General features: G+C 71.8%; 16 protein-coding genes. 4 read left to right on the top strand and 12 right to left on the bottom strand.

Going from position 1 to position 18,906, the window contains the following annotated elements:
• Positions 1–14: 14 nt before the first annotated feature.
• The 12 genes from lanKC to ubiE form a co-directional block, all read right to left on the bottom strand.
• Complete coding sequence (lanKC, locus tag I3V78_RS24805) at positions 15–2,807, bottom strand: class III lanthionine synthetase LanKC (protein WP_204490918.1); 2,793 nt, start codon at positions 2,805–2,807, stop codon at positions 15–17.
• Positions 2,808–3,078: 271 nt separating this feature from the next.
• Positions 3,079–3,255 carry a hypothetical protein gene (locus I3V78_RS24800; protein WP_204490917.1) on the bottom strand — a complete coding sequence of 59 codons (177 nt, stop codon included), beginning with the start codon at positions 3,253–3,255 and terminating at the stop codon, positions 3,079–3,081.
• Between the two features lie 250 nt (positions 3,256–3,505).
• Positions 3,506–4,906 (bottom strand): pyruvate kinase, encoded by a 1,401-nt coding sequence (pyk, locus tag I3V78_RS24795; RefSeq protein WP_204490916.1) that lies wholly within the window; start codon positions 4,904–4,906, stop codon positions 3,506–3,508.
• Between the two features lie 203 nt (positions 4,907–5,109).
• Complete coding sequence (locus tag I3V78_RS24790) at positions 5,110–5,850, bottom strand: bifunctional nuclease domain-containing protein (RefSeq protein ID WP_204490915.1); 741 nt, start codon at positions 5,848–5,850, stop codon at positions 5,110–5,112.
• A 119-nt stretch (positions 5,851–5,969) separates the two neighbouring features.
• Complete coding sequence (locus tag I3V78_RS24785; protein WP_204490914.1) at positions 5,970–6,317, bottom strand: hypothetical protein; 348 nt, start codon at positions 6,315–6,317, stop codon at positions 5,970–5,972.
• 164 nt (positions 6,318–6,481) lie between these two features.
• Positions 6,482–7,783 carry a citrate synthase gene (locus tag I3V78_RS24780; RefSeq protein ID WP_204490913.1) on the bottom strand — a complete coding sequence of 434 codons (1,302 nt, stop codon included), beginning with the start codon at positions 7,781–7,783 and terminating at the stop codon, positions 6,482–6,484.
• A gap of 87 nt (positions 7,784–7,870) precedes the next feature.
• On the bottom strand, positions 7,871–9,142 hold the full coding sequence (locus tag I3V78_RS24775; RefSeq protein WP_204490912.1) for a 3-phosphoshikimate 1-carboxyvinyltransferase: 1,272 nt from the start codon (positions 9,140–9,142) through the stop codon (positions 7,871–7,873).
• Entirely contained in the window at positions 9,139–10,209 is a 1,071-nt protein-coding gene (locus I3V78_RS24770) for a 3-dehydroquinate synthase (protein ID WP_204490911.1), read from the bottom strand. Before I3V78_RS24770 ends, I3V78_RS24775 begins: the two co-directional genes overlap by 4 nt.
• On the bottom strand, positions 10,206–11,225 hold the full coding sequence (gene aroC / locus I3V78_RS24765) for a chorismate synthase (RefSeq protein ID WP_204490910.1): 1,020 nt from the start codon (positions 11,223–11,225) through the stop codon (positions 10,206–10,208). Before aroC ends, I3V78_RS24770 begins: the two co-directional genes overlap by 4 nt.
• A complete protein-coding gene (locus tag I3V78_RS24760) occupies positions 11,222–12,478 on the bottom strand; it encodes a shikimate dehydrogenase (RefSeq protein WP_204490909.1) in 1,257 nt (418 codons plus the stop codon). Before I3V78_RS24760 ends, aroC begins: the two co-directional genes overlap by 4 nt.
• Positions 12,475–13,083, bottom strand: coding sequence for a shikimate kinase (locus I3V78_RS24755; protein ID WP_204490908.1), 609 nt, complete (start codon positions 13,081–13,083; stop codon positions 12,475–12,477). Before I3V78_RS24755 ends, I3V78_RS24760 begins: the two co-directional genes overlap by 4 nt.
• Positions 13,064–13,753 (bottom strand): bifunctional demethylmenaquinone methyltransferase/2-methoxy-6-polyprenyl-1,4-benzoquinol methylase UbiE, encoded by a 690-nt coding sequence (ubiE, locus tag I3V78_RS24750; protein WP_204490907.1) that lies wholly within the window; start codon positions 13,751–13,753, stop codon positions 13,064–13,066. Before ubiE ends, I3V78_RS24755 begins: the two co-directional genes overlap by 20 nt.
• A 313-nt stretch (positions 13,754–14,066) precedes the next feature.
• On the opposite strand from ubiE, the gene I3V78_RS24745 reads away from it, so the two are divergent.
• From I3V78_RS24745 to I3V78_RS24730, 4 genes are read left to right on the top strand one after another with little or no spacing between them, the layout of a single operon-like run.
• Positions 14,067–15,368 carry an isochorismate synthase gene (locus I3V78_RS24745; protein WP_204490906.1) on the top strand — a complete coding sequence of 434 codons (1,302 nt, stop codon included), beginning with the start codon at positions 14,067–14,069 and terminating at the stop codon, positions 15,366–15,368.
• Positions 15,361–17,133, top strand: a complete 1,773-nt coding sequence (menD, locus tag I3V78_RS24740; protein ID WP_204490905.1) for a 2-succinyl-5-enolpyruvyl-6-hydroxy-3-cyclohexene-1-carboxylic-acid synthase — start codon at positions 15,361–15,363, stop codon at positions 17,131–17,133. Before I3V78_RS24745 ends, menD begins: the two co-directional genes overlap by 8 nt.
• Complete coding sequence (menH, locus tag I3V78_RS24735) at positions 17,124–17,990, top strand: 2-succinyl-6-hydroxy-2,4-cyclohexadiene-1-carboxylate synthase (protein ID WP_204490904.1); 867 nt, start codon at positions 17,124–17,126, stop codon at positions 17,988–17,990. The genes menD and menH overlap by 10 nt, the downstream gene beginning before the upstream one ends.
• Positions 17,987–18,904 (top strand): 1,4-dihydroxy-2-naphthoate polyprenyltransferase, encoded by a 918-nt coding sequence (locus tag I3V78_RS24730; RefSeq protein WP_204490903.1) that lies wholly within the window; start codon positions 17,987–17,989, stop codon positions 18,902–18,904. The genes menH and I3V78_RS24730 overlap by 4 nt, the downstream gene beginning before the upstream one ends.
• Positions 18,905–18,906 lie beyond the last annotated feature (2 nt).

Genomic DNA, 18,906 nt, shown 5'->3' with positions numbered 1-18,906 from the left:
TCGGGAAGCCCGGCTCAGCTGCCCGTCCGCAGGCCCGGGCCCTTGGCGCCCGCGGCGTTGGAGACGAGCAGCTCGTCGAGCATCATGAAGCGGGGCTGCTCCGGGTGCAGCAGCCGGTGCAGGAACATGCCGATGCCGGCCGAGCCTCCGCCCAGGTCGCAGCTGATGCGGAAGAGTTCCTCGGAGGCGAAGGCGATGCCCTCCTCGCGCTCGATGCGGTGCGGGAGGATGCCCTCGGCGAGGAAGTGGGCGCAGTTCAGGTACTCCTCGCCTCCGAGCAGGCGGTACATGTCGAGCAGGAACTCGCCGTAGCCGGAGATGCCGTAGTTGAACCACAGCTTGTTGGAGTGCCGGTCGGACACGGTGTTGGCGCACCGGTCCGCGAACGCGCGCAGCCGCGTCTCGCCCGTGGCCACGTAGGCGCGCACCATGCTCGTGCCGATGCCGGACGTGCCAAAGCGCATGTGGGGGGACTTGGGCTCGCTGGGCCGCGCGTCCACGTGCGGGTACCACAGCAGCATGTTGCTGAGCACCTGGCAGTGGGCGATCTCGAAGTCCAGCGCCTTGACGGCGGTGTCCAGGTAGCGCGCGTCCTGCTTCACCTGCGCCAGGTAGATGAGGAAGAGCGCCACGCCCGCCTGGCCATGGCCGAAGCCCAGGCGCGTCTCGCCGTCCGTCACCCAGGAGGCGCCCTTGGCCGACTCCTGCTTCGTGCTCAGCAGGTACTCGGCCGCCTCGCTGGCGCGCGTGAGGTACTTCTCCTCGCCGGTGTGCCGCCAGAAGTGCAGGTTGGCGAGTCCCCAGCCCGCGTCGCCCCAGTACAGGTCCGACTTCTGGTGGAGCAGTTCCGAGCGCGCCGCCGTCTCCATGGCCTCGCGCGCGGCCGCCGTCTGGCCGATCTCCTGGAGCACCATCGCGATGCCGCCCAGACCGCTGTAGAGCCCCGGCGGGTAGCGGTGGCCCTGGCCCTCCAGCCGCTGGAGCATCCAGTCCACGACGGGCGCGGGCACCTGCCCGTTCTGGCGCTGCAGGAAGGCCGCGGTCCCCGCCGCGCCGTAGTCCAGGTTGAGGGGGTTGGTGCCGTACACCGTGCCCTGCGTCGGCCAGAGCCGGTCGGTGCGCGAGTAGTCCGCCTTGGCGAGGATGAACCGGCTGATGCCCTCGAGCGTGTTCGCGATCTCGGCGCGGCGGCCCTCGGGGGGCGGCGCGCGCGGCGGGGGGACGTCGCCCATGGGCACGAGCGGGGCGTCGTGCTGGGGCACGGGGATGGCGCTGAAGGCGGCGATGACCCGGTCGGTGTCCCAGCGCTTCGCCGGATCCTGCTCCAGCAGCCCGAGCACGATGTCGTAGACCTCGAGGGGCAGGTGGTAGTCCTCCAGGGACTGCTTGAAGGACTGCAGGATGCCCTCGCGGTTGATGTCCAGGCCGGGCGCGGTGAAGACGATCTGATCGAGGATCATCGCGCCGAGCGAGTAGCAGTCGTCTCCGGGCTTGGGCCGCTCCCAGCGCCGCTGCTCGGGCGAGCTGTGCCCGTCCGTCCAGCTGCGCACGAAGGGCTCGTCCCGGTCGAGCTCGAAGGCGAACTCGAGATCGATGAACTTCACCTGCTGATCCGAGGTGAACATGATGTTGGAGCGCGTGAGGTCGCGCAGCACCACGCCGTGCTCGTGGATCGTCTTGAGGCCCCGGGCGATCTTGAGCACCGTGTCCCGCATGCGCGTGAAGAAGTGCGAGACGCGCAGGTCGGGCGACGCGCGGCTGAACCCGATGGCGTAGCCCCAGAGCGTCTCCGCATCGAGCTTCTCCTCGACGAGGAAGCGGTGCTCCCAGTGCTGGAACAGGTCCACGAACCGGGGCGTCAGCCCGGTGTCCCCCAGCCGCTGGAGGATGCGCGCCTGCTTGGCGAGCAGCTGGAACGCCTCGTCCTTGTCCGGATCCTTGCTCGTCAGCGGGCGCGCCTCGCGGATGACCACCGCCGCGCCCGTCTGGGTGTCCGTGCCCGCGTAGATGCCACCGCTGGTGTTGAACTTGAAGGCGGACTCCACGCGGTAGCGGTTGTTGAGCAGCGTGCCGGCGCCCTTCTTGGCGGCCGGGGCGGGCCTGGTCGGCGCGCTGTCCGGGGCCTCCGCCTTGGGCGCCGGGGCCGCGGGGCGCGCCTTGACCGGAGCGGGGGCGGGGGGGAAGGGATCCTTCACCCAGGCCGGCGTCTTGAAGACGGGCACCCGCTCGTCCTCCACGAAGGTGCCGTCCGGGGCGAGCATGCCCGAGAGCCGCTGGCCCCGGTGGTTCACCTGCTCCCGGGCCCAGTGCGTGCCGTAGCGGTAGAAGACCACCTTGCTGCCGTTGTAGGGGCGATCCGTCAGCAGGTACGGGCCCCAGAGGTCCCGCGTCGCCTCGTGGAGCGCCTCGAGCTGCGTCTTGAAGTCCGCTTCCGTGTCTGGATAGACGGTGACGAACTTGCCCGCCCCCGTGCGCGGGGCGTTCTTGTTCAGCGACAGCCGCAGCATGGTGGGATCGGCGCAGAACTTGAAGGCGACCTTGAAGCCCACGAGCACCGGCACCGTGCGCTCGAGCACTTCCTGGGCGGTCTCCTCCGCCGCGGCCAGGTGGATCTTCCAGCCCTGCTCCAGCCGGGTGCGCGACGCCTCGCGCCAGCAGTGCGTCCAGTAGCCCCCGGGCTTGAAGTGCCAGGAGTCATCCACGTGGCGCTTGACGATGTCGAGGTACTGGGCGTCCGGTTGGTAGCGCTCGATCGTCTCGAAGTACTCCGGATCGAGGAAGGCGTAGAAGAAGGAGCCGTCGGCCATGATCGTTGCTCACGCGGGGGGTCGAGGAGATCTGCGTGTCCTGGGAAGACGATAGCAGAGACTCCGACATCACCCTCGTGACGGTCGGCGAGTGGCCCGCGTACCCTCCTCACCAGGTGCCAGGGATTGAAACGGGGAGGGGAGCCTTGGCTCGACCCTGATGCACGGACATCATGCGCGAAAGCCGACCGCCTCCCGAGGGGCGGCCGGCTCGCGTTTTCTGGCGGAGGAGGGCGCGTGACTCTCGCCCGCGCCCCACCGCCAGGTGCGACTAGTTGGAGCGGCTGCTCACCGACGAGGTGCAGCTGCAGAAGGACACGCAGGCGTCCTTCTCGCGCTCGAGCGCGAGACCCTGGAGCGCGAGAACTTCGGCGCCACCGACCACCTGCTCGAGCTCGGTCTCATCGAGCTGCACCTCTTCGATGTTGTTGGGCTTGTTCTCGCTCATGGCTGTCTCCAGTTAGGGACTGCGGGGGGAGTTGGCTTCAGGTGGGGATTTCCCGCCACCCAGGAAAGAACACTACATCCATCTTTCCTGGCGTATCAAGACCCCCCCGGACGATTTCCCAGACATTCAGTCCAGACGTCGGGTGTTGCCGTGGGAGCCACATCCGGGGCCGACAGGGATTGTTGCCTCCCAGGCCACGCGAGGGGAGGGCGTGTGGCCTGGGCGGCAATGACAGACATCCCGGCGCCGCTCAGATGCGGTGCACGGAGATCATGTTGGTATTGCCCGGCTCGTTGAGGGGCACGCCCGCGACGATGATCACCGGCGTGCCGGCGGGGCAGTAGCCCTCGTCCCGGCACAGGCGGCGCACCTGCTTGAGCATGGCGTCGGTGGATTGCAGTCGGCCCACCTGCCGCGCCGTCACGCCCCAGTAGAGCGCCATGCGGTGCACGGTCTGCGGGTTGGGGGTGAGCGCCACCACGCGCGCCTCGGGGCGGAACTCGGAGATGAGCCGCGCGGTGTGGCCGCGTTCGGTATAGGCCACGATGGTGCCGATGCCCATCTGCCGCGCCGCCGCCACCGCCGCCGCCGCCACGCCCGTGGAGATGTCGTCGCGGGCCTCGTCGAAGGGGGCATCCATCGCCCCGCGCTCCGAGCCGCCCTCGGTCTCCTCCACGATGCGCGCCATGGTGGCCGCGGCCTCCACGGGGTACTTGCCCGCGGCCGTCTCGCCCGAGAGCATCACCGCGTCCGCGCCATCCAGGATGGCATTGGCCACGTCCGACACCTCGGCGCGCGTGGGCCGGGCGTTGTTCACCATGCTCTCGAGCATCTCCGTGGCCACGATGGTGAGCCCGCCCATCCGGTTCACCACCCGCAGCATGTGCTTCTGCAGCCCGGGCAGCTTCTCCAGGGGCATCTCCACGCCCAGGTCGCCGCGCGCCACCATGATGCCGTCCGCCGCGCGCGCGATGGCCTCCAGGTGCTCCACCGCCTGGGGCTTCTCGATCTTCGCGATGAGGGGGGTGTGCTCCGCCACGAGCTTGCGCGCCCGCTCGATGTCCTTCGCCGTGCGCACGAAGCTCAGCGCCACGTAGTCCACGCCCAGCTCCTGGCCGAACGCCAGGTCCTCCTCGTCCTTGCGCGTCACCGTGGGCACCGACACGTGCGCCCCCGGCAGGTTGAGGCCCTTGTGATCCTTGAGCACGCCGCCTTGCTCCACCGCGCAGGTGACGTCCCGATCCTCCACGCGCTCCACCCGCAGGCGCACCCGGCCGTCATCCAGCAGGATGGCGTCCCCCGGCTTCACGTCCCGGGGCAGCGAGCGTACGGGTGTGGGGATGAGTGCGCCCTGGCCCAGGACGTTGCGCGTGGTGACCACCACCCGCTCGCCCGCCTTCACCTCGGTGCGGCCCCCGTCGAAGCGGCCCAGGCGGATCTTCGGCCCCTGGATGTCCTGGAGGATGGCCACCGACACCCCGAGCCGACGCGCGGCCTGGCGGATGCGGAGGACCCGCTGGCGGTGCTCGTCATGGGTGCCGTGCGAGAAGTTGAGCCGGGCCACGTTCATGCCCGCGCGGATCAGGGCCTCGATGACCTGGGCGGAGTCCGAGGACGGCCCCAGGGTGCAAACGATTTTCGCCTTGCGCATGGATGCCCATCCTAGGAGCGGGGGGGCACCTTGACAGTTTCCCGGCCTCGGGAATACTTGGCGGCGCACGCGGGCGAGAGCAACGGCGCCGGCGAGTGGCTTTTCGTTGCAATTTCGTGGGGTTTTCCGCCCGCGATCGTTGCGAGAAAGCCCGGCACTCCGGGAGGGGGGGCCGGGCTTTCGCTGTGGTACCGCCGTGAGGACTAGAGCCGGATTTCGCCCGTGCGATCCGGCATCAGGTTCAACCCCGGCGACGTCTTCTGGCCGTGCGGCGAGGGCACCCGTGAGGGCTCCAGATCCGCGTCGCCACCGCCGCCCACACCCGGGCCGTCGCCGCCGCGCAGGGAGTCGATCTCCTCGCGGGTGATGCCCGCGGCGTCCAGCACCTTGCGCGTCACGCGGATGCGCGCCTGTCCATCCAGCGCCATGGCGATGGAGTCCGAGGGCCGGGCGTTGAGGGTCATCTGCTTCTTGCCCTGGGTGAGGAAGATGCGGCCGACGTAGACGTCATCGCGCAGGTCGTCGATGCGCACCTCGGTCACCTTGGCGCCCAGCTCCGTCACCATCGAGCCGAGCAGATCCTGCGACAGGGGCTGGGGCGAGCGCAGGTGGGCGAGGCGGAAGGCGATGGCCACCGCGGCGGACTCGTCCACGAAGATGGGCAGCACCATCTTGCCGTCCGAGGTGCTGAGCACCACCGCGTGCGTCTTGGCCTCGACGAGCGGAATGACGTCCCGGACTTCCAGCTCCACCAGCTCCCGGCACGCGGCGTTGCCCCCCTCGCCCGGGGTGCACACCGGGGTGTCCGCGGCGACCGCGGTCGCGGCCAGGGCTTCCGGCGCCGCCACGGGGCTGAGGCCCGGCAGCAGCAGGGCGCCCACGGCAAGCAGCGCGACGGACAGCGGACCTACGAGGAAGGTGGCGGCGGGAATGGGCGTTTTCACCTCACAAACGTGTGCATGTGTGAGGGGTCCGGGAGGGCGGCGCTCACGCCTGCCTGCCCTCCGGGCTCACGGCCCCCGTGCGCGCTCCGCCCGGCGAGCGGGGGGTAGACAAGCGAGCGTCAGCGCTCGGTCTCGTCCTCGTCGTAATCCTCCTCGTCGGACTCCTCGTCTTCGTCCTCGTCGAAGTCGAGCTCCTCGTCGTCGTCCTCGGACTCCTCGTCCGACTCCTCATCCGCGTCGTCGTCCAGCTCCTCGTGCTCCAAGGTGACCGAGACGGCGAACTTCTTGCCGAGCGAGGCGATCTGCGCGCGCATCTCCGTGAGCGCCGCGACGAAGTCCTCCGAGAGGTTGCTCGGCGCCTTCGCATCGCAGTGGGGGCAGACAATCTTCTCCGTCCCCTCGATGAGATCCTGGATCTCCAGCTCGAAGCTGGCCTCGCACTTCTGGCAGGTGAAATCGATCGACATGTTCGAGGCGCGGAATATCCACGGCTCCGGTGCCTGTCAACGGGCGACGCGCGAGGCGGCGGGGTTTCTCGTCCAGTGCGCGAAACGCCGAGAGGGCCGGGGAAGGACGCCCTCACAGGCTCCCTTCCCACGGCCCTCCCGGGGACTTCAGTACGGCGCGGAAGCTACTTCTGGTTGCGCTCGCCCATGGGCACGTACTCGCGGCGCTTGGAGCCCGTGTACACCTGCCGCGGACGGGCGATCTTCTGCTCGGAGTCCTTCACCATCTCCTCCCACTGCGTCACCCAACCCACGGTGCGCGGAATGGCGAAGAGCACGGGGAACATCTCCACGGGGAAGCCCATGGCCTCGTAGATGAGGCCCGAGTAGAAGTCGACGTTGGGGTAGAGCTTGCGCTTGACGAAGTACTCGTCCTGCAGCGCGATGCGCTCGAGCTCCACGGCGATCTCCAGCAGGGGGTTCTTGCCGGTGATCTCGAAGACCTCGTCGGCCACGCGCTTGATGACCTTGGCGCGCGGATCGTAGGACTTGTAGACGCGGTGGCCGAAGCCCATGAGCTTGGAGCCGCCCTCGCCGCCCTTCACCTGCTTGATGAACTCGGGCACCTTGGAGACGTGGCCGATCTCGCGCAGCATGCGCAGCACGGCCTCGTTGGCGCCGCCGTGCAGCGGGCCGTAGAGCGCGGAGACGCCGGAGGCGACGGCCGAGAAGGGATCCACCTCGGAGGAGCCCACGGTGCGCACGGACGTGGTGGAGCAGTTCTGCTCGTGGTCGGCGTGCAGGATGAAGAGCACGTCGAGCGCCTTCTCCAGCGTGGGGTGCACCTTGTAGGTCGTGGTGCCGATCTTGCGGACCATGGCCAGGAAGTTGCCCACGTAGGACAGGTCGTTGTCCGGGTAGACGTAGGGCAGGCCCATGCTGTGGCGGTAGGAGAAGGCGGCCAGCGTGGGCATCTTGGCGATGAGCCGCGTCATCTGGATGCGGCGGCTGCGCTCGTCCTTGGTGTGCTTGGCGTCGGGGTAGAAGCCCGAGAGCGCGGCCACCGTGGAGGACAGCATGGACATGGGGTGCGCGTCGTAGCGGAACCCGTCCATGAACGTCTTGATGTTCTCGTGCACGTAGGTGTGGTGCGTGACGAGGTAGCGGAACTCCTCGAGCTGCTTCTCGGTGGGCAGCTCGCCGTTGAGCAGCAGGTAGGACACCTCGAGGAACGAGGAGCGCTCCGCGAGCTGCTCGATGGGGTAGCCCCGGTACTCCAGGATGCCCTTGTCACCGTCGATGAAGGTGATGGCGCTCTTGCAGTTGGCCGTGTTGAGGAACGCGGGGTCATACCCCATCAGACCGAAGTCCTCGTCCGAGGTCTTGATCTGCCGCAGGCTGTTGGTCCGAATACAACCGTTCTCGATGGGGACCTCGTACGTCTTCCCCGTACGGTTGTCCGTGATGGTCAGCGTGTCCTTGGGCATGCAGGGACTTTTCATAGGCGGCGGAGCGCTTTCAACAAAAAAGCACCTCACCCGGTGGGGCCGCGTCTCCCTCCGGGCACACTCGGGTCAGGAGAGGCGGACCCCGGTGCGCTCCAACTGGCGCCAGAAGCCGGGAAAACTCTTTTCCACGCACTCGGGGCCGGTGAGCGCCAGGGGCACGCCCGAGAGCACCGAGAGGGTGGCGGAGACCATGGCCAGGCGGTGATCGCCCCGGCTGTCCATGGCGAAGCGCGCGGGGCGGGTGGCGGGCGGGTGGACCGTGAGGGCCTCGCCCTCCAGGACCGTCCGGCCGCCAAAAGCGTCCACCAGTGTGCGGATGCCCTCCAGCCGGTCGCTCTCCTTGAGCCGCAGGATGCTCACGTCGTGGAGGGTGGAGGGCGCGGGCAGCACGCAGGCGAGCGCGGCCAGGGTGGGCAGCAGGTCCGGACACTCGGTGCCGGAGGCCACGAGCCCGCCCCGGGCCTGGCCCGTCAGGCGCAGGGTGTTGCCCAGGCCCACCTGGGACTGGAGCCCCACCTGCTCGACGATGCGCACCAGGGCCTGGTCCGGGTGGGCGCTGGCCAGGTCCGCCCGCTCCACGCTGCCGCCCGTGTGCCAGGCGATGAGCAGGAGGTAGCCCAGCGAGGACCAGTCCCCGGGCATCGCCGGCGCGCGCTCGGGGGCCTGGTACGCGGCCACTTCGTAGCGGCCCTCGGTCTGGTGCACCGTGAAGCCGAAGCGGCGCAGCCAGGACACGGTGAGCTCCAGGTAGCCCGCGCTGGTGAGGGCCCCGAGGATCTCCACGCGCCACGGCCGGCGCTCGCGCAAGAAGAGCGCCGCGCAGCCGAGCAGCAGGCTGGAGGCGTACTGGCTGCTCTGGGCCCCGGGGACCCGGAAGACGGGCTCGCCGGTGGACGTGGGCGCGGTGAGCTCCACGGGCCAGGGCGCTCCTTGGGTGAGGGAGAGCCCGGCGGGCCCCAGGGCCTCGCGCAGGCTGTCGAAGAGCGGCCCATGCGGGCGCTCGCCCAGGCGGGGCGTGCCGGTGAGGCGCACACGGGCGCCGGGCGTCACCGCGGCCTGGGTGACGAGGATGCGGAAGGGGGCCCCTCCGTCCGCGCAGTCCACGTCCCGCACGGGGCCGGGGGGCAGGCGCAGGGCCTCGATGCCCCGGCGCAGCACCCGCACGTCCGCGGGGAGGAACTCCTCGGGCTCGTCCTGGATGTCCGACAGGGGCCAGGCGCCCGTGAGGTGGGCGAGCACCAGCGCCCGCTGGGCGTCCGACTTGGAGATGGGCGGCGTGAGGACCGAGGGCATCAACGGGCCCGGATCCACGTGGAGCACGGTGGTGGAGGTCGTCATGGGCGGACTCCCTGGGTCCAGGCGGGCCAGAGCGCGCGCCATTGAGGGGCAGTGACGTCGCGGACCTCCGCGACGCCGATGTCGGTGAGCAGCACCATGCGCAGTTCGCCGCCGGCGCCCGTCTTCTTGTCCGCGGCCAGCAGCACCTGGATGTCCTTGAGCGACGCGCGGGCGAGCAGTTGCGCCGTGCGCTCGCGGCCCAGCACCCCGGGCCCCTTCTCCAGCGCCGCCTCCACCCGCTCGGCCACGTGCGGCGGGGTGACGCCGAGCGCGCGGCCCACGTCGAGCGCGCAGAGCATGCCCAGGCCCACCGCGTCGCCGTGCGACAGCTTGAAGCGCGACACGCTCTCCAGCACGTGCCCGAAGGTGTGGCCGAAGTTGAGCACCCGCCGCAGGCCCTGCTGCTCGTACGGATCCTGCGCGCACACCGACTCCTTGAGCCGGCGCGCGTCCTTCACCAGCCGCTCGAGCGCGGGCGCCCGGCGCGTGTACGCCTGGAAGAGCTCCGCGTCGAGGCTCGCCACCATCTTCCACGCCTCCAGCGCGCCCTCGCGCCGCTGGGTGTCCGACAGGCTCGCGAACAGCTCCGGGCAGAGCCACGCCTCCTCGGCGTAGTGGAAGACGCCCACGGGATTCTTCACCACGCGGCCGCGCACGGTGACGTCCACCGCGCCCTTGCCGCCCAGGCTGCTGTCCACCGCCGCGAGCAGCGTGGTGGGAACCTGCACCAGCCGCACCCCGCGCTTGAGCAGGTGGGCCGCCATGGTGGACACGTCGCCGATGGTGCCGCCGCCCACGGCCATGAGCGTGCCCGAGCGCGGCAGGGTGAGGCCCGCGGCGAGCACCTGCTCCAGGGACTCGAAGGACTTGGCCCGCTCGCCGCCAGTGAGCTGCACCACGGCGTGGGGGCGGCGCGCCCGGAGCGCCGTGAGCAGGGCGGGGTGCAGCTTGCCCACCGTGCGGTCCAGCACGACGAGGCTGCCCTCGGGGAGGTTCGCGCTCAGGCGCTTGAACGGACCCCACCGATCATTGGCATGGCGATAGGCGCCAGGAGGGGAGGGGATCATGACGAGTGGGGCCGGGCGTTGAACTGGAGGACGAGATCGGCCAGGACGAGCGACACCATGGCCTCGAGCACGGGCACCGCGCGGGGCATGATGCACGGATCATGACGGCCGCCCTTGGCGTGCTCGGCGAGCGTGGCGGGCGGCTTGAAGAAGACGCGCAGGGCCACGGGCTCGCCGTTGGTGAGGCCGCCCTGGATGCCGCCGTAGGTGTCCTTGCGCGCGTGGAACGCCTTGCCGGGCTGCGCGATGCGCGCGAGCAGATCCGGCGGACCCCACACCACGCCCGTCACCGCGCCCACGCTGCCCATGGCCTGCGCGAGCAGCGCCTTGAGCTTGCCGAAGATGGGCTCGCCCAGGCCCACGGGCAGCCCCTCCACGCGCACGTCGATGCAGCCCCCGAGGCTGTCGCCCTCCTCCTTGGCCACGAGGATTCTCCGCGACATCTCCTCGCGCGCCCCGGCGTCCGGACAGCGCGTGGGGTGCGCGTCCACCTGGGCGCGCGTCAGGCCCGGCTCGGGCACCGCCGACACCAGTTCGCCCACCTGGGACACCCACGCCACCGTGTTGAGTCCGGGCAGCGCCTGGGCCAGGTACGCCTCGGCCACCGCGCCGCCGATGACCCGGCAGAGCGTCTCGCGGCCACTCGTGCGCCCGCCGCCCCGGTGGTCGCGGTGCTTGAAGCGCTCGCGCCACACGGCGTCCGCGTGGCCGGGCCGGTCCTCGGCCTTGAGCTTCTCGTAGTCGCCCGAGCGCTGGTTCGTGTTGCGCACGATGGCGGCCAGGGGCGTGCCGAGCGTCTTGCCCTCGAACACGCCGGAGAGGATCTCCACCTGATCCGGCTCGGAGCGGGCGGTGGTGATGGAGGACTGGCCGGGCCGGCGCCGATCCAACGCGGCCTGGATCTGCTCGGGGGCGAGCGGCACGCCGGCCGGGCAGCCATCGATGATGGAGCCCAAGGCGGGGCCGTGGCTCTCGCCGAAGGTGGTGAGGCGGAACAGGGTTCCGAAGGTATTCATGTGGAGGTCTCCCAGAGGGCCCGCTGCTTGCGGGCCTGGGCGATGAACCATGCCGCGCCGAGGAGCACGGGCGTGCCCCCGCGTCGGCGGATGTCGTGGGCGATGCGTCGGGCCGGAGCGCCATAGGCGATGACCGCGACGCGGGCGCCCTCGAAACGAAGGGCGTCCGGAGGAGTGACGCGGTCCGGCCAGGTCCAGATGCCGGTGCCGCTCAAGGGGGTGGAAATGGCGGCGCGGCGCAGGAAGCGCGGCGAGAGGCCCTGCTCGGCCGCCACGGTACGGAGTGCGGCGCTGGCCCCTCCATCACCGAGCACGAAGAGATCCCGGGTCCCGAGCCGTTCGATCACGGCGCGGGCCCCCTCGGTGTCGGTGTTGAAGGACTCCCAATGATCGCCGCGGCGCACGAGGGTGTTGATCGCGTCCAGGGACGCGCCGGTGTGCCGGGCGAGGCGCAGCTTGAAGGGACTGGTGATGGCGAAGCCCCGGTAGTGGGGCAGGAGCGCGTCCACGACGGACTCGATGGGCGCGTCTTCGGGCAGATCGATGCGGTCGAAGGGTTGGAAATGGATGCGCGGGGAGCGCGAGTGGGCGATGGAGGTGCCGAGGATGCCGAGCCGGCCGGCGTGGCGGGACGCGGGGGCGCGGGCCTCGCGCGCGGCGTCCGCGAGCAGGCGCTGGCCCGGGGCCGCCTTCCACTCCCCGCCCACGGCCACGTAGTCCAGCGTGTTCTGGCGCGCGAGCACCGCGCGCACGGGCAGGGCGGTGTCGCTCATGGTGAGCAGCGTCACCCGGCCCTCGCCGAAGCGCTCGCGCAGCCGCGCCTGGGTCTCCAGCAGCTCCGCCACGCGCTCGCGCGACACGGGGCCCAGGGGCTCCACGTGCTTGACCTGGGCGCCCTCGGGCAGCGCCACGTCCCACAGGCGCAGCGCCTGGGCGGTGTTGAGCGGGCCGCTGGCGTGGTGCGAGGCGAGCAGCTTGCCCGGGGGGGCCGCCAGGTCCCCCGCGTGCACCACGTCCCGATCCACCCACCGGGCGGCCGCCACCCACGCGGGGGGCAGGGGCGTGCCGCGCTCGGAGACGAGCAGCTCCAGGGTGGCGGCCAGGGCCGCCGCGTCCACCGCGTCCGCCGGGTGCAGGTCCGTGCGCACCTCCAGCACGTCCGCGCCGTGCCGCCGCGCGTCGGCGGCGAAGCGCACGGCATCGGGGCCGCGCACACCGGGGGGAAGGGTGACGACGCGGCGGGCGGTCTTCATGCCGGCAGCTCCGGGCTCCAGGTGGACATGGCGCGCAGGAACTCGCCGAGGGCCACCGTGTTCAGCCGGTCATGCAGCGCCGTGCGCTGCGCGTAGATGCTGGTGAGCTCCTCCTCCAGGGACAGCTCCGGACGCAGCCGCGGCCGACGGGTGTCCTGCGTCAGGCGCTCGCGGTAGGTCTCCAGGGAGATGGGCACGAGCAGGGTGTAGCAGGACGCGAGCGTCTCGGGGTGGTGGGAGAGATAGCCGCCCCCCACCGCCACGCAGCTGCCCGGGGGCAGGGACAGGAACAGCGCGCGTTCCGCCGCCCGGAAGCCCGCCGTGTCCGTGAGCACCCACTCGCGCAGCGCGCGGCCCGTGCGCCGCTCCAGCTCGATGTCTAAATCCACCCCGGGCCGGCCGAGCAGCGCGCTCACCAGGGGCAGCAGGCGCGACTTGCCCGCGGCCCGGTGGCCCCCGAGCACGACGGTGCGCGCCGCGTGGGGAGGCTCGGCGGGGGCCCGGCGGGAGAACTCCGCCCGGACTCCCACGGCGAGGCGTGGGTCCACGGCGTTGAGGATTCTCTCGATGAGGTGCTGCCGCTGTTCAGCGGACGGTCCCGACATAGATGTAGGATGTCCCGAAGGTCAGGGGATGGGCCACTCTTTCCTGATAGGCGCCGGCTTCCTCCATCATCGCCAGGAACCGCTCGCCCGCGGGGAAGGCGGCGGACGTGCGGGGCAGGTACTCGTAGGCGGCCCGGTTGCCCGTGAGCAGCCCGCCCACGCGCGGCATGACGACCTTGCTGTAGAAGCGGAACAGGGCGCCGAAGAACCCCGTGGGCTGGCCGAACTCGAGCACCACCACGCGGCCGCCCGGGCGCACCACCCGGGCCATCTCCCGCAGGCACTTGACCGGATCATCCACGTTGCGGATGCCAAAGGCGATGGACGCCACGTCGAAGGCGTCGTCCGCGAAGGGCAGGTCCATGGCGTCGGCGACCTGGAACTCCACCTGGAGCCCCTCGCGCGCGGCCTTGGCGGGCGCGCTGTCGAGCATCTCCTTGCAGAAGTCGGTGCCCACCACCCGGCCCGCCTCGCCCACCCGCCGCTTGAAGGCCAGGGCCAGGTCCCCCGTGCCGCTGGCGCAGTCCAGCACGCGATCCCCGGGGCGCGCCTGACTCAGCCGCACGGCCTTGCGCCGCCACAGCCGGTGGATGCCCAACGACAAGACTTCGTTCGTCACGTCGTAGCGCGTGGCGATGGAGGAGAACATCTGCCGCACTTCGGTGCTCATCGGACCCCCAGGTCCTGGCTCGGTGGTGGACCCCGCCGGGCGCGCGCGGGAAGGCAGCCGACTCCCACCCGCCGTGAGGCGCGGGCCAACACGCGCCGTCCGGGTCCGTGAAGCTCCTCGGTGGCTCGGGAGGCTGGCGTTCGCGCTGGCCGCCTGTTTCGTGCCGCTCGCCCTGCGCTCATCGCCGCCTCCCGTCCCTTGTGGAGTTCACGTTGTTTTGAACCGTGTCATGCTTGTATAGCCAAACCCGCTGGTGGAACAACATCGAGGTGGAGACTCCACTCGGTGAGGCGGAGACCCATGAGGACGGCTGATGACGACACTCGGATCCCCTGACGCGAGCCGTTGGGTGGCGGGGTGGAGCGTACTGCACGCGGCGGATCCGCTCGCGGGGGCGGACGTGTGGGGAGAGCCGTGCGTGTACTGGGAGCAGCCGAGCCGGGGCGAGGCGGTGGCGGGGTGGGGCGAGGCGGGGCTGGCCCGGGCGGAGGACGCCCCGAGGGCCCAGGACGTGCTGCGGCGGCTGTCGGCGCCGGACGGGGTGCGCTGGCTGGAGACGCCTGCCCAGGACATGCCGGGCCCGTGGTTTGGCGGCATGCGCTTTTCCTCCCACGGCGAGGACGCGGCGTGGGCCCCCTTCGGTTTTGGCCGGTGGACCCTGCCCGAGTGGATGGTGTGGCGCACGGCGGAGGGCCTGCGGGTGGCGGCCTTCGCGCCCGAGGGGCCCGGGGCCGAGCACGTGGTGCGCGAGCGGCTGGCGCGGGTGACCAGCTTCTTTCCCACCCAGGCGCGCGCGCCCCGGGACGTGTCGCGCGCGCTGCGGATGAGCGCGGCGCGCCCGGCGTTCGAGCGCCAGGTGGAGCATGCGCTGGAGGCCATCCGCGCCGAGCGCTTCCATAAGGTGGTGCTCGCGCGCGCGGTGGAGGTGGAGGCCGACGGGGACTTCGACCGGGTGGACATCCTCGCGCGCCTGCGCGAGCACTACCCGCGCTGCGCCACCTTCCTCTTCCGGGCCCCGGACGGCGCGGCCTTCCTCGGCGCCACGCCGGAGACGTTGTGCCGGGTGGAGGGGGGCCAGCTGGAGACCGAGGCGCTCGCGGGCTCCGCGGCCCCCGCGCTCGCCGAGCGGTTGGGGACGAGCGACAAGGATCGCCGGGAGCACATGGCCGTGGTGCACTACATCCTCCGGGCGCTCAAGCCGCTCGCCGCCCAGGTCGAGGCGGACCGGGAGCCCGGCGTGCTCGCCCTGCGCAACGTGGTGCACCTGCGCACGGGCATCCGCGCCGGGCTGGACCAGGGGGTGGGGGTGGCGGAGGTGATGGCGGCCCTGCACCCCACGCCCGCGGTGGGTGGCACGCCCCGGGAGAACGCGCTGGCGTTCATCTCCTCGCACGAGGCGCTGGACCGGGGCTGGTACGCCGGTCCGGTGGGCTGGGTGGGGCCGGGACGGGCCCATCAGATGGTGGCGCTGCGCTCGGCGTGGGTGAAGGGCGCCCGGGCGCGGCTGTTCGTGGGCGCGGGCATCGTGGCGGGCTCCAGCGCGGAGTCGGAATGGCGGGAGACGGAGATGAAGGGCCTGGCCATGCTGCGCGCGCTGGGAGGCGGCCATGTCTGAGGGCAACCTGAACCAGCTCTGGGCGCGCGGCCTGATGGAGGAGCTGGTTCGCGGCGGACTGCGGCACGCGGTGGTGTGCCCTGGCTCGCGCTCCTCGCCCCTGGCGCACGCGTGCGCCACGACGGAGGGCCTGCGCGTCTGGTCCGTCATCGACGAGCGCAGCGCGGGCTTCTTCGCGCTGGGCCTGGCCAAGCAGTCGCGCGGGCCCGTGGTCCTGGTGGCCACGAGTGGCACGGCCGGCGCGCACTTCTACCCGGCCGTCATCGAGGCGGCCCTGTCCCAGGTGCCCCTGCTGGTGCTCACCGCGGACCGGCCCCTGGAGCTGCAAGGGTGGGGCGCGGCGCAGACGGTGCCCCAGGCGCGCCTGTTCGGCGAGTTCGCCCGCTGGTTCGTGGACCTGGGCATGCCCGAGGCCCACGAGGGCGCGCTCCTGCACTTGAGGGCCAGCGCCTCGCGGGCCCTGGCCACGGCGACGCGCGCGCCCCGGGGCGCCGTGCACCTCAACGTGCCCATGCGCGATCCGCTCTACCCCACGCCCGAGTCCGTGGACGTCAAGCACCTGTCCGAGCTCGCCCGGCACGGCCGCCCGGGCCAGCCGCTCACGCGCATCGTGCCGCCCGCGCGCCCGCCGGAGCCCCAGGCGCTGGAGGCGGTGCGCGAGCGCATCCAGGCCACCGAGCGCGGCCTCATCGTCTGCGGCCCGCGGGACGAGAACGACGGCTTCGCCGAGGCCATCACCGAGCTGGCCGAGGTCACGGGCTACCCCGTGCTGGCCGAGGCCACCTCGCAGGCGCGCTATGGCGGTGGGCCCTTCACCATCTCGCTCTACGACGCCATGTTGCGCCACGAGGCCTTCGCCCGGGCGCACCGGCCCCAACTGGTGCTGCGCTTCGGCGGCGGGCTCACGGCCCGGGGCCCGCAGACGTGGCTGGATGGCTCGGGCGCGGAGGTGGTGCTCTTCAGTGACGAGGGCGCGCTGTTCGATCCCCAGCACCGGGCCTCGCGCGTGGTGGAGGGCTCGGCGGTGGCGGCGTGCGCGGCCCTGACCCGGGGGCTGTCGCGGCGCGGGTTGGGGACGTGGGCGCGCGGCTTCCTGTGGGCCGAGCAGTGGACGCGCGCGGCCCTGGAGTCGGCCTTCTCGGAGGAGGGCGGGCTCACGGAGATGCGCCTGGCGCATGACGTGGTGGGCGCCCTGCCGGACGGGGCCAACCTCTTCGTCTCCAGCAGCATGCCCATCCGCGACGTGGATGCCTTCGCGCCCTCCACCACCCGCTCGCTGCGGGTGCTGGCCAACCGGGGCGCCAACGGCATCGACGGCATCGTCTCGAGCGCGCTGGGCATGGCGGCCGCCTCGACCCGGCCCACCGTGCTGCTCACCGGGGATCTGGCGCTGCTGCACGACGTGGGGGGCCTGCTCACCGCGCGCCGCTGTGGCATCCCCCTCACCGTGGTGGTGGTGAACAACGACGGGGGTGGCATCTTCTCGTTCCTGCCCATCGCCCAGGCCGAGCAGACGCGCACCCATTACGAGTCCCTGTGGGGCACGCCCCATGGGGTGGACTTCTCGCACGCGGCGGCGCTCTACCAGGCGCGCTACCGCCGCCCCGACTCCCCCGCGGCCCTGCGCGCGGCGGTGCTCGAGGGGCTCAAGGGCGGACTGAACCTCATCGAGGTCCGGGTCCCCGAGCGCGATCGCAACGTGGAGGCACACCGGCGGCTGTTCGCGCGGATGACCGCCGCACTGGGAGAGGGCCCATGGCTCTGAAGATGGCCTATGAGGCGTGGGGCGAGGGCGCGCAGCCCTTGCTGCTCGTGCACGGATTCACGGGCAGCCGCACGTCGTTCGATCACCTGCGCGCGGTGTGGAGTCCGCACGTGCGCGTCATCGCGGTGGATCTGCCCGGCCACGGCCAGACGCCCCTGCCCACGCGCCCCGGACGCGACGGCTTCCTGGAGACGCTGGACGCGCTCTTCGGGGTGCTGGACGAGCAGGGCGTGCAGCGCACCCACCTGTTGGGCTACTCGCAGGGGGCACGCTTCGCGCTGGCCGCGGCGATGCAGCGCCCCGAGCGCTTCATGCGCCTGGTCATGGAGAGCGGCTCGCCCGGCCTGCACCGTCGGGTGGCGCGCACGGAGCGGCGGGTGAAGGACAGCGAGCTGGCGCTCTTCCTGCGGCAGAAGGGGCTCTCGGCCTTCATGGACTACTGGGAGGCGCTGCCGCTGTTCGCCGGCCTGCGCGGCATGGACGAGGAGCGGCGCGCGGCCCTGCGGGCGCGGCGGCTGGCCAACACGGCCGAGGGGCTCGCCGGCGCGCTGGAGTGCCTGGGCCTGGGCGTGCAGCCGGACTACTGGCCGGAGCTGCAGCGCCACCGGCTGCCCACGCTCCTGCTCACCGGCGCCCTGGACGAGAAGTTCACCCTGACGGCGCGGCGCATGGCCGAGGAGCTGCCGGTGGTGTACCGCCACGCCTTCGAGGGCTGCACCCACGCGCCCCACCTGGAGGTGCCCGAGGCCTACGCCCGCGAGGTGCTCTCCTTCCTCCAGACGCCCTGGTACGACGCGCCCGAATTCGAGACCACCGATCCCGGGTCTCCCTCTCCCTCTTCCCGGTCTTCCCCATGAGTTCGATGTTGGCCCCCGCCGCCGCCCCGGCGCCTCGCCCCACCTTGAAGACGTGGCTCATGGCCGCCCGTCCCAAGACGCTCACCGCGGCCCTGGTGCCGGTGATGGTGGGCACGGCGCTCGCCTTCGGGCTGGGCGTGGGCCGCTGGCTGCCGGCGCTCGCGGCGCTCGTGGGCGCCATGTTCATCCAGGTGGGCACCAACCTCACGAACGATTACTTCGACTTCAAGAAGGGCGCGGACACGGAGGAGCGGGTGGGCCCGCGGCGGGTGACGCAGAGCGGGCTCATCGCCCCGGAGACGGTGCTGGCCAGCGCGCTCGCGTGCTTCGGCCTGGCGGTGCTCACGGGCGTGTACCTGGTGGGCGTGGGCGGCTGGCCCATCGTGGCCATCGGCGTGGCGTCGGTGCTCTCCGGCTACGCGTACACGGGCGGCCCCTATCCCCTGGCCTACCACGGGCTGGGCGACGTGTTCGTCTTCGTCTTCTTCGGCCTCGTGGCGGTGCCGGGCACCTTCTACGTGCAGGCGCTCACGGTGAGCCCGGCGGCCTGGAGCGCGGCGGTGCCCGTGGGCGCCATCGGCACGGCGCTGCTCGTGGTCAACAACCTGCGGGACGCCGCCACGGACGTGAAGGCGGGCAAGCGCACCCTGGTGGTGCGCTGGGGCACCACGGCGGGCAAGGTCGAGTACGCGCTGCTGCTCGCGCTCGCCTACGCGACGCCGCTCGGGATGTGGGCCCTGGACCAGGCGAGCCCCGGGGTGTTCCTCGCGTGGCTCAGCGCGCCGCTGGCGGTGCCGCTGCTGCGTCAGGTGGGGGGCCAGCGGGGGGCGGCGCTCAACCCCACGCTGGGCGGGACGGCGCGGCTGCAGCTCGTGTTCGGCGTGCTCTTCTCCGTGGGGCTGTGGTGGAGGTAGGC

It is taken from the genome of Archangium primigenium (assembly GCF_016904885.1).
In the GTDB taxonomy this organism is placed as follows: Bacteria; Myxococcota; Myxococcia; order Myxococcales; family Myxococcaceae; genus Cystobacter; species Cystobacter primigenius.
The sequence above is the reverse complement of the archived record's forward strand: the minus strand, read 5'-3'. Positions and strand labels throughout refer to the sequence as shown.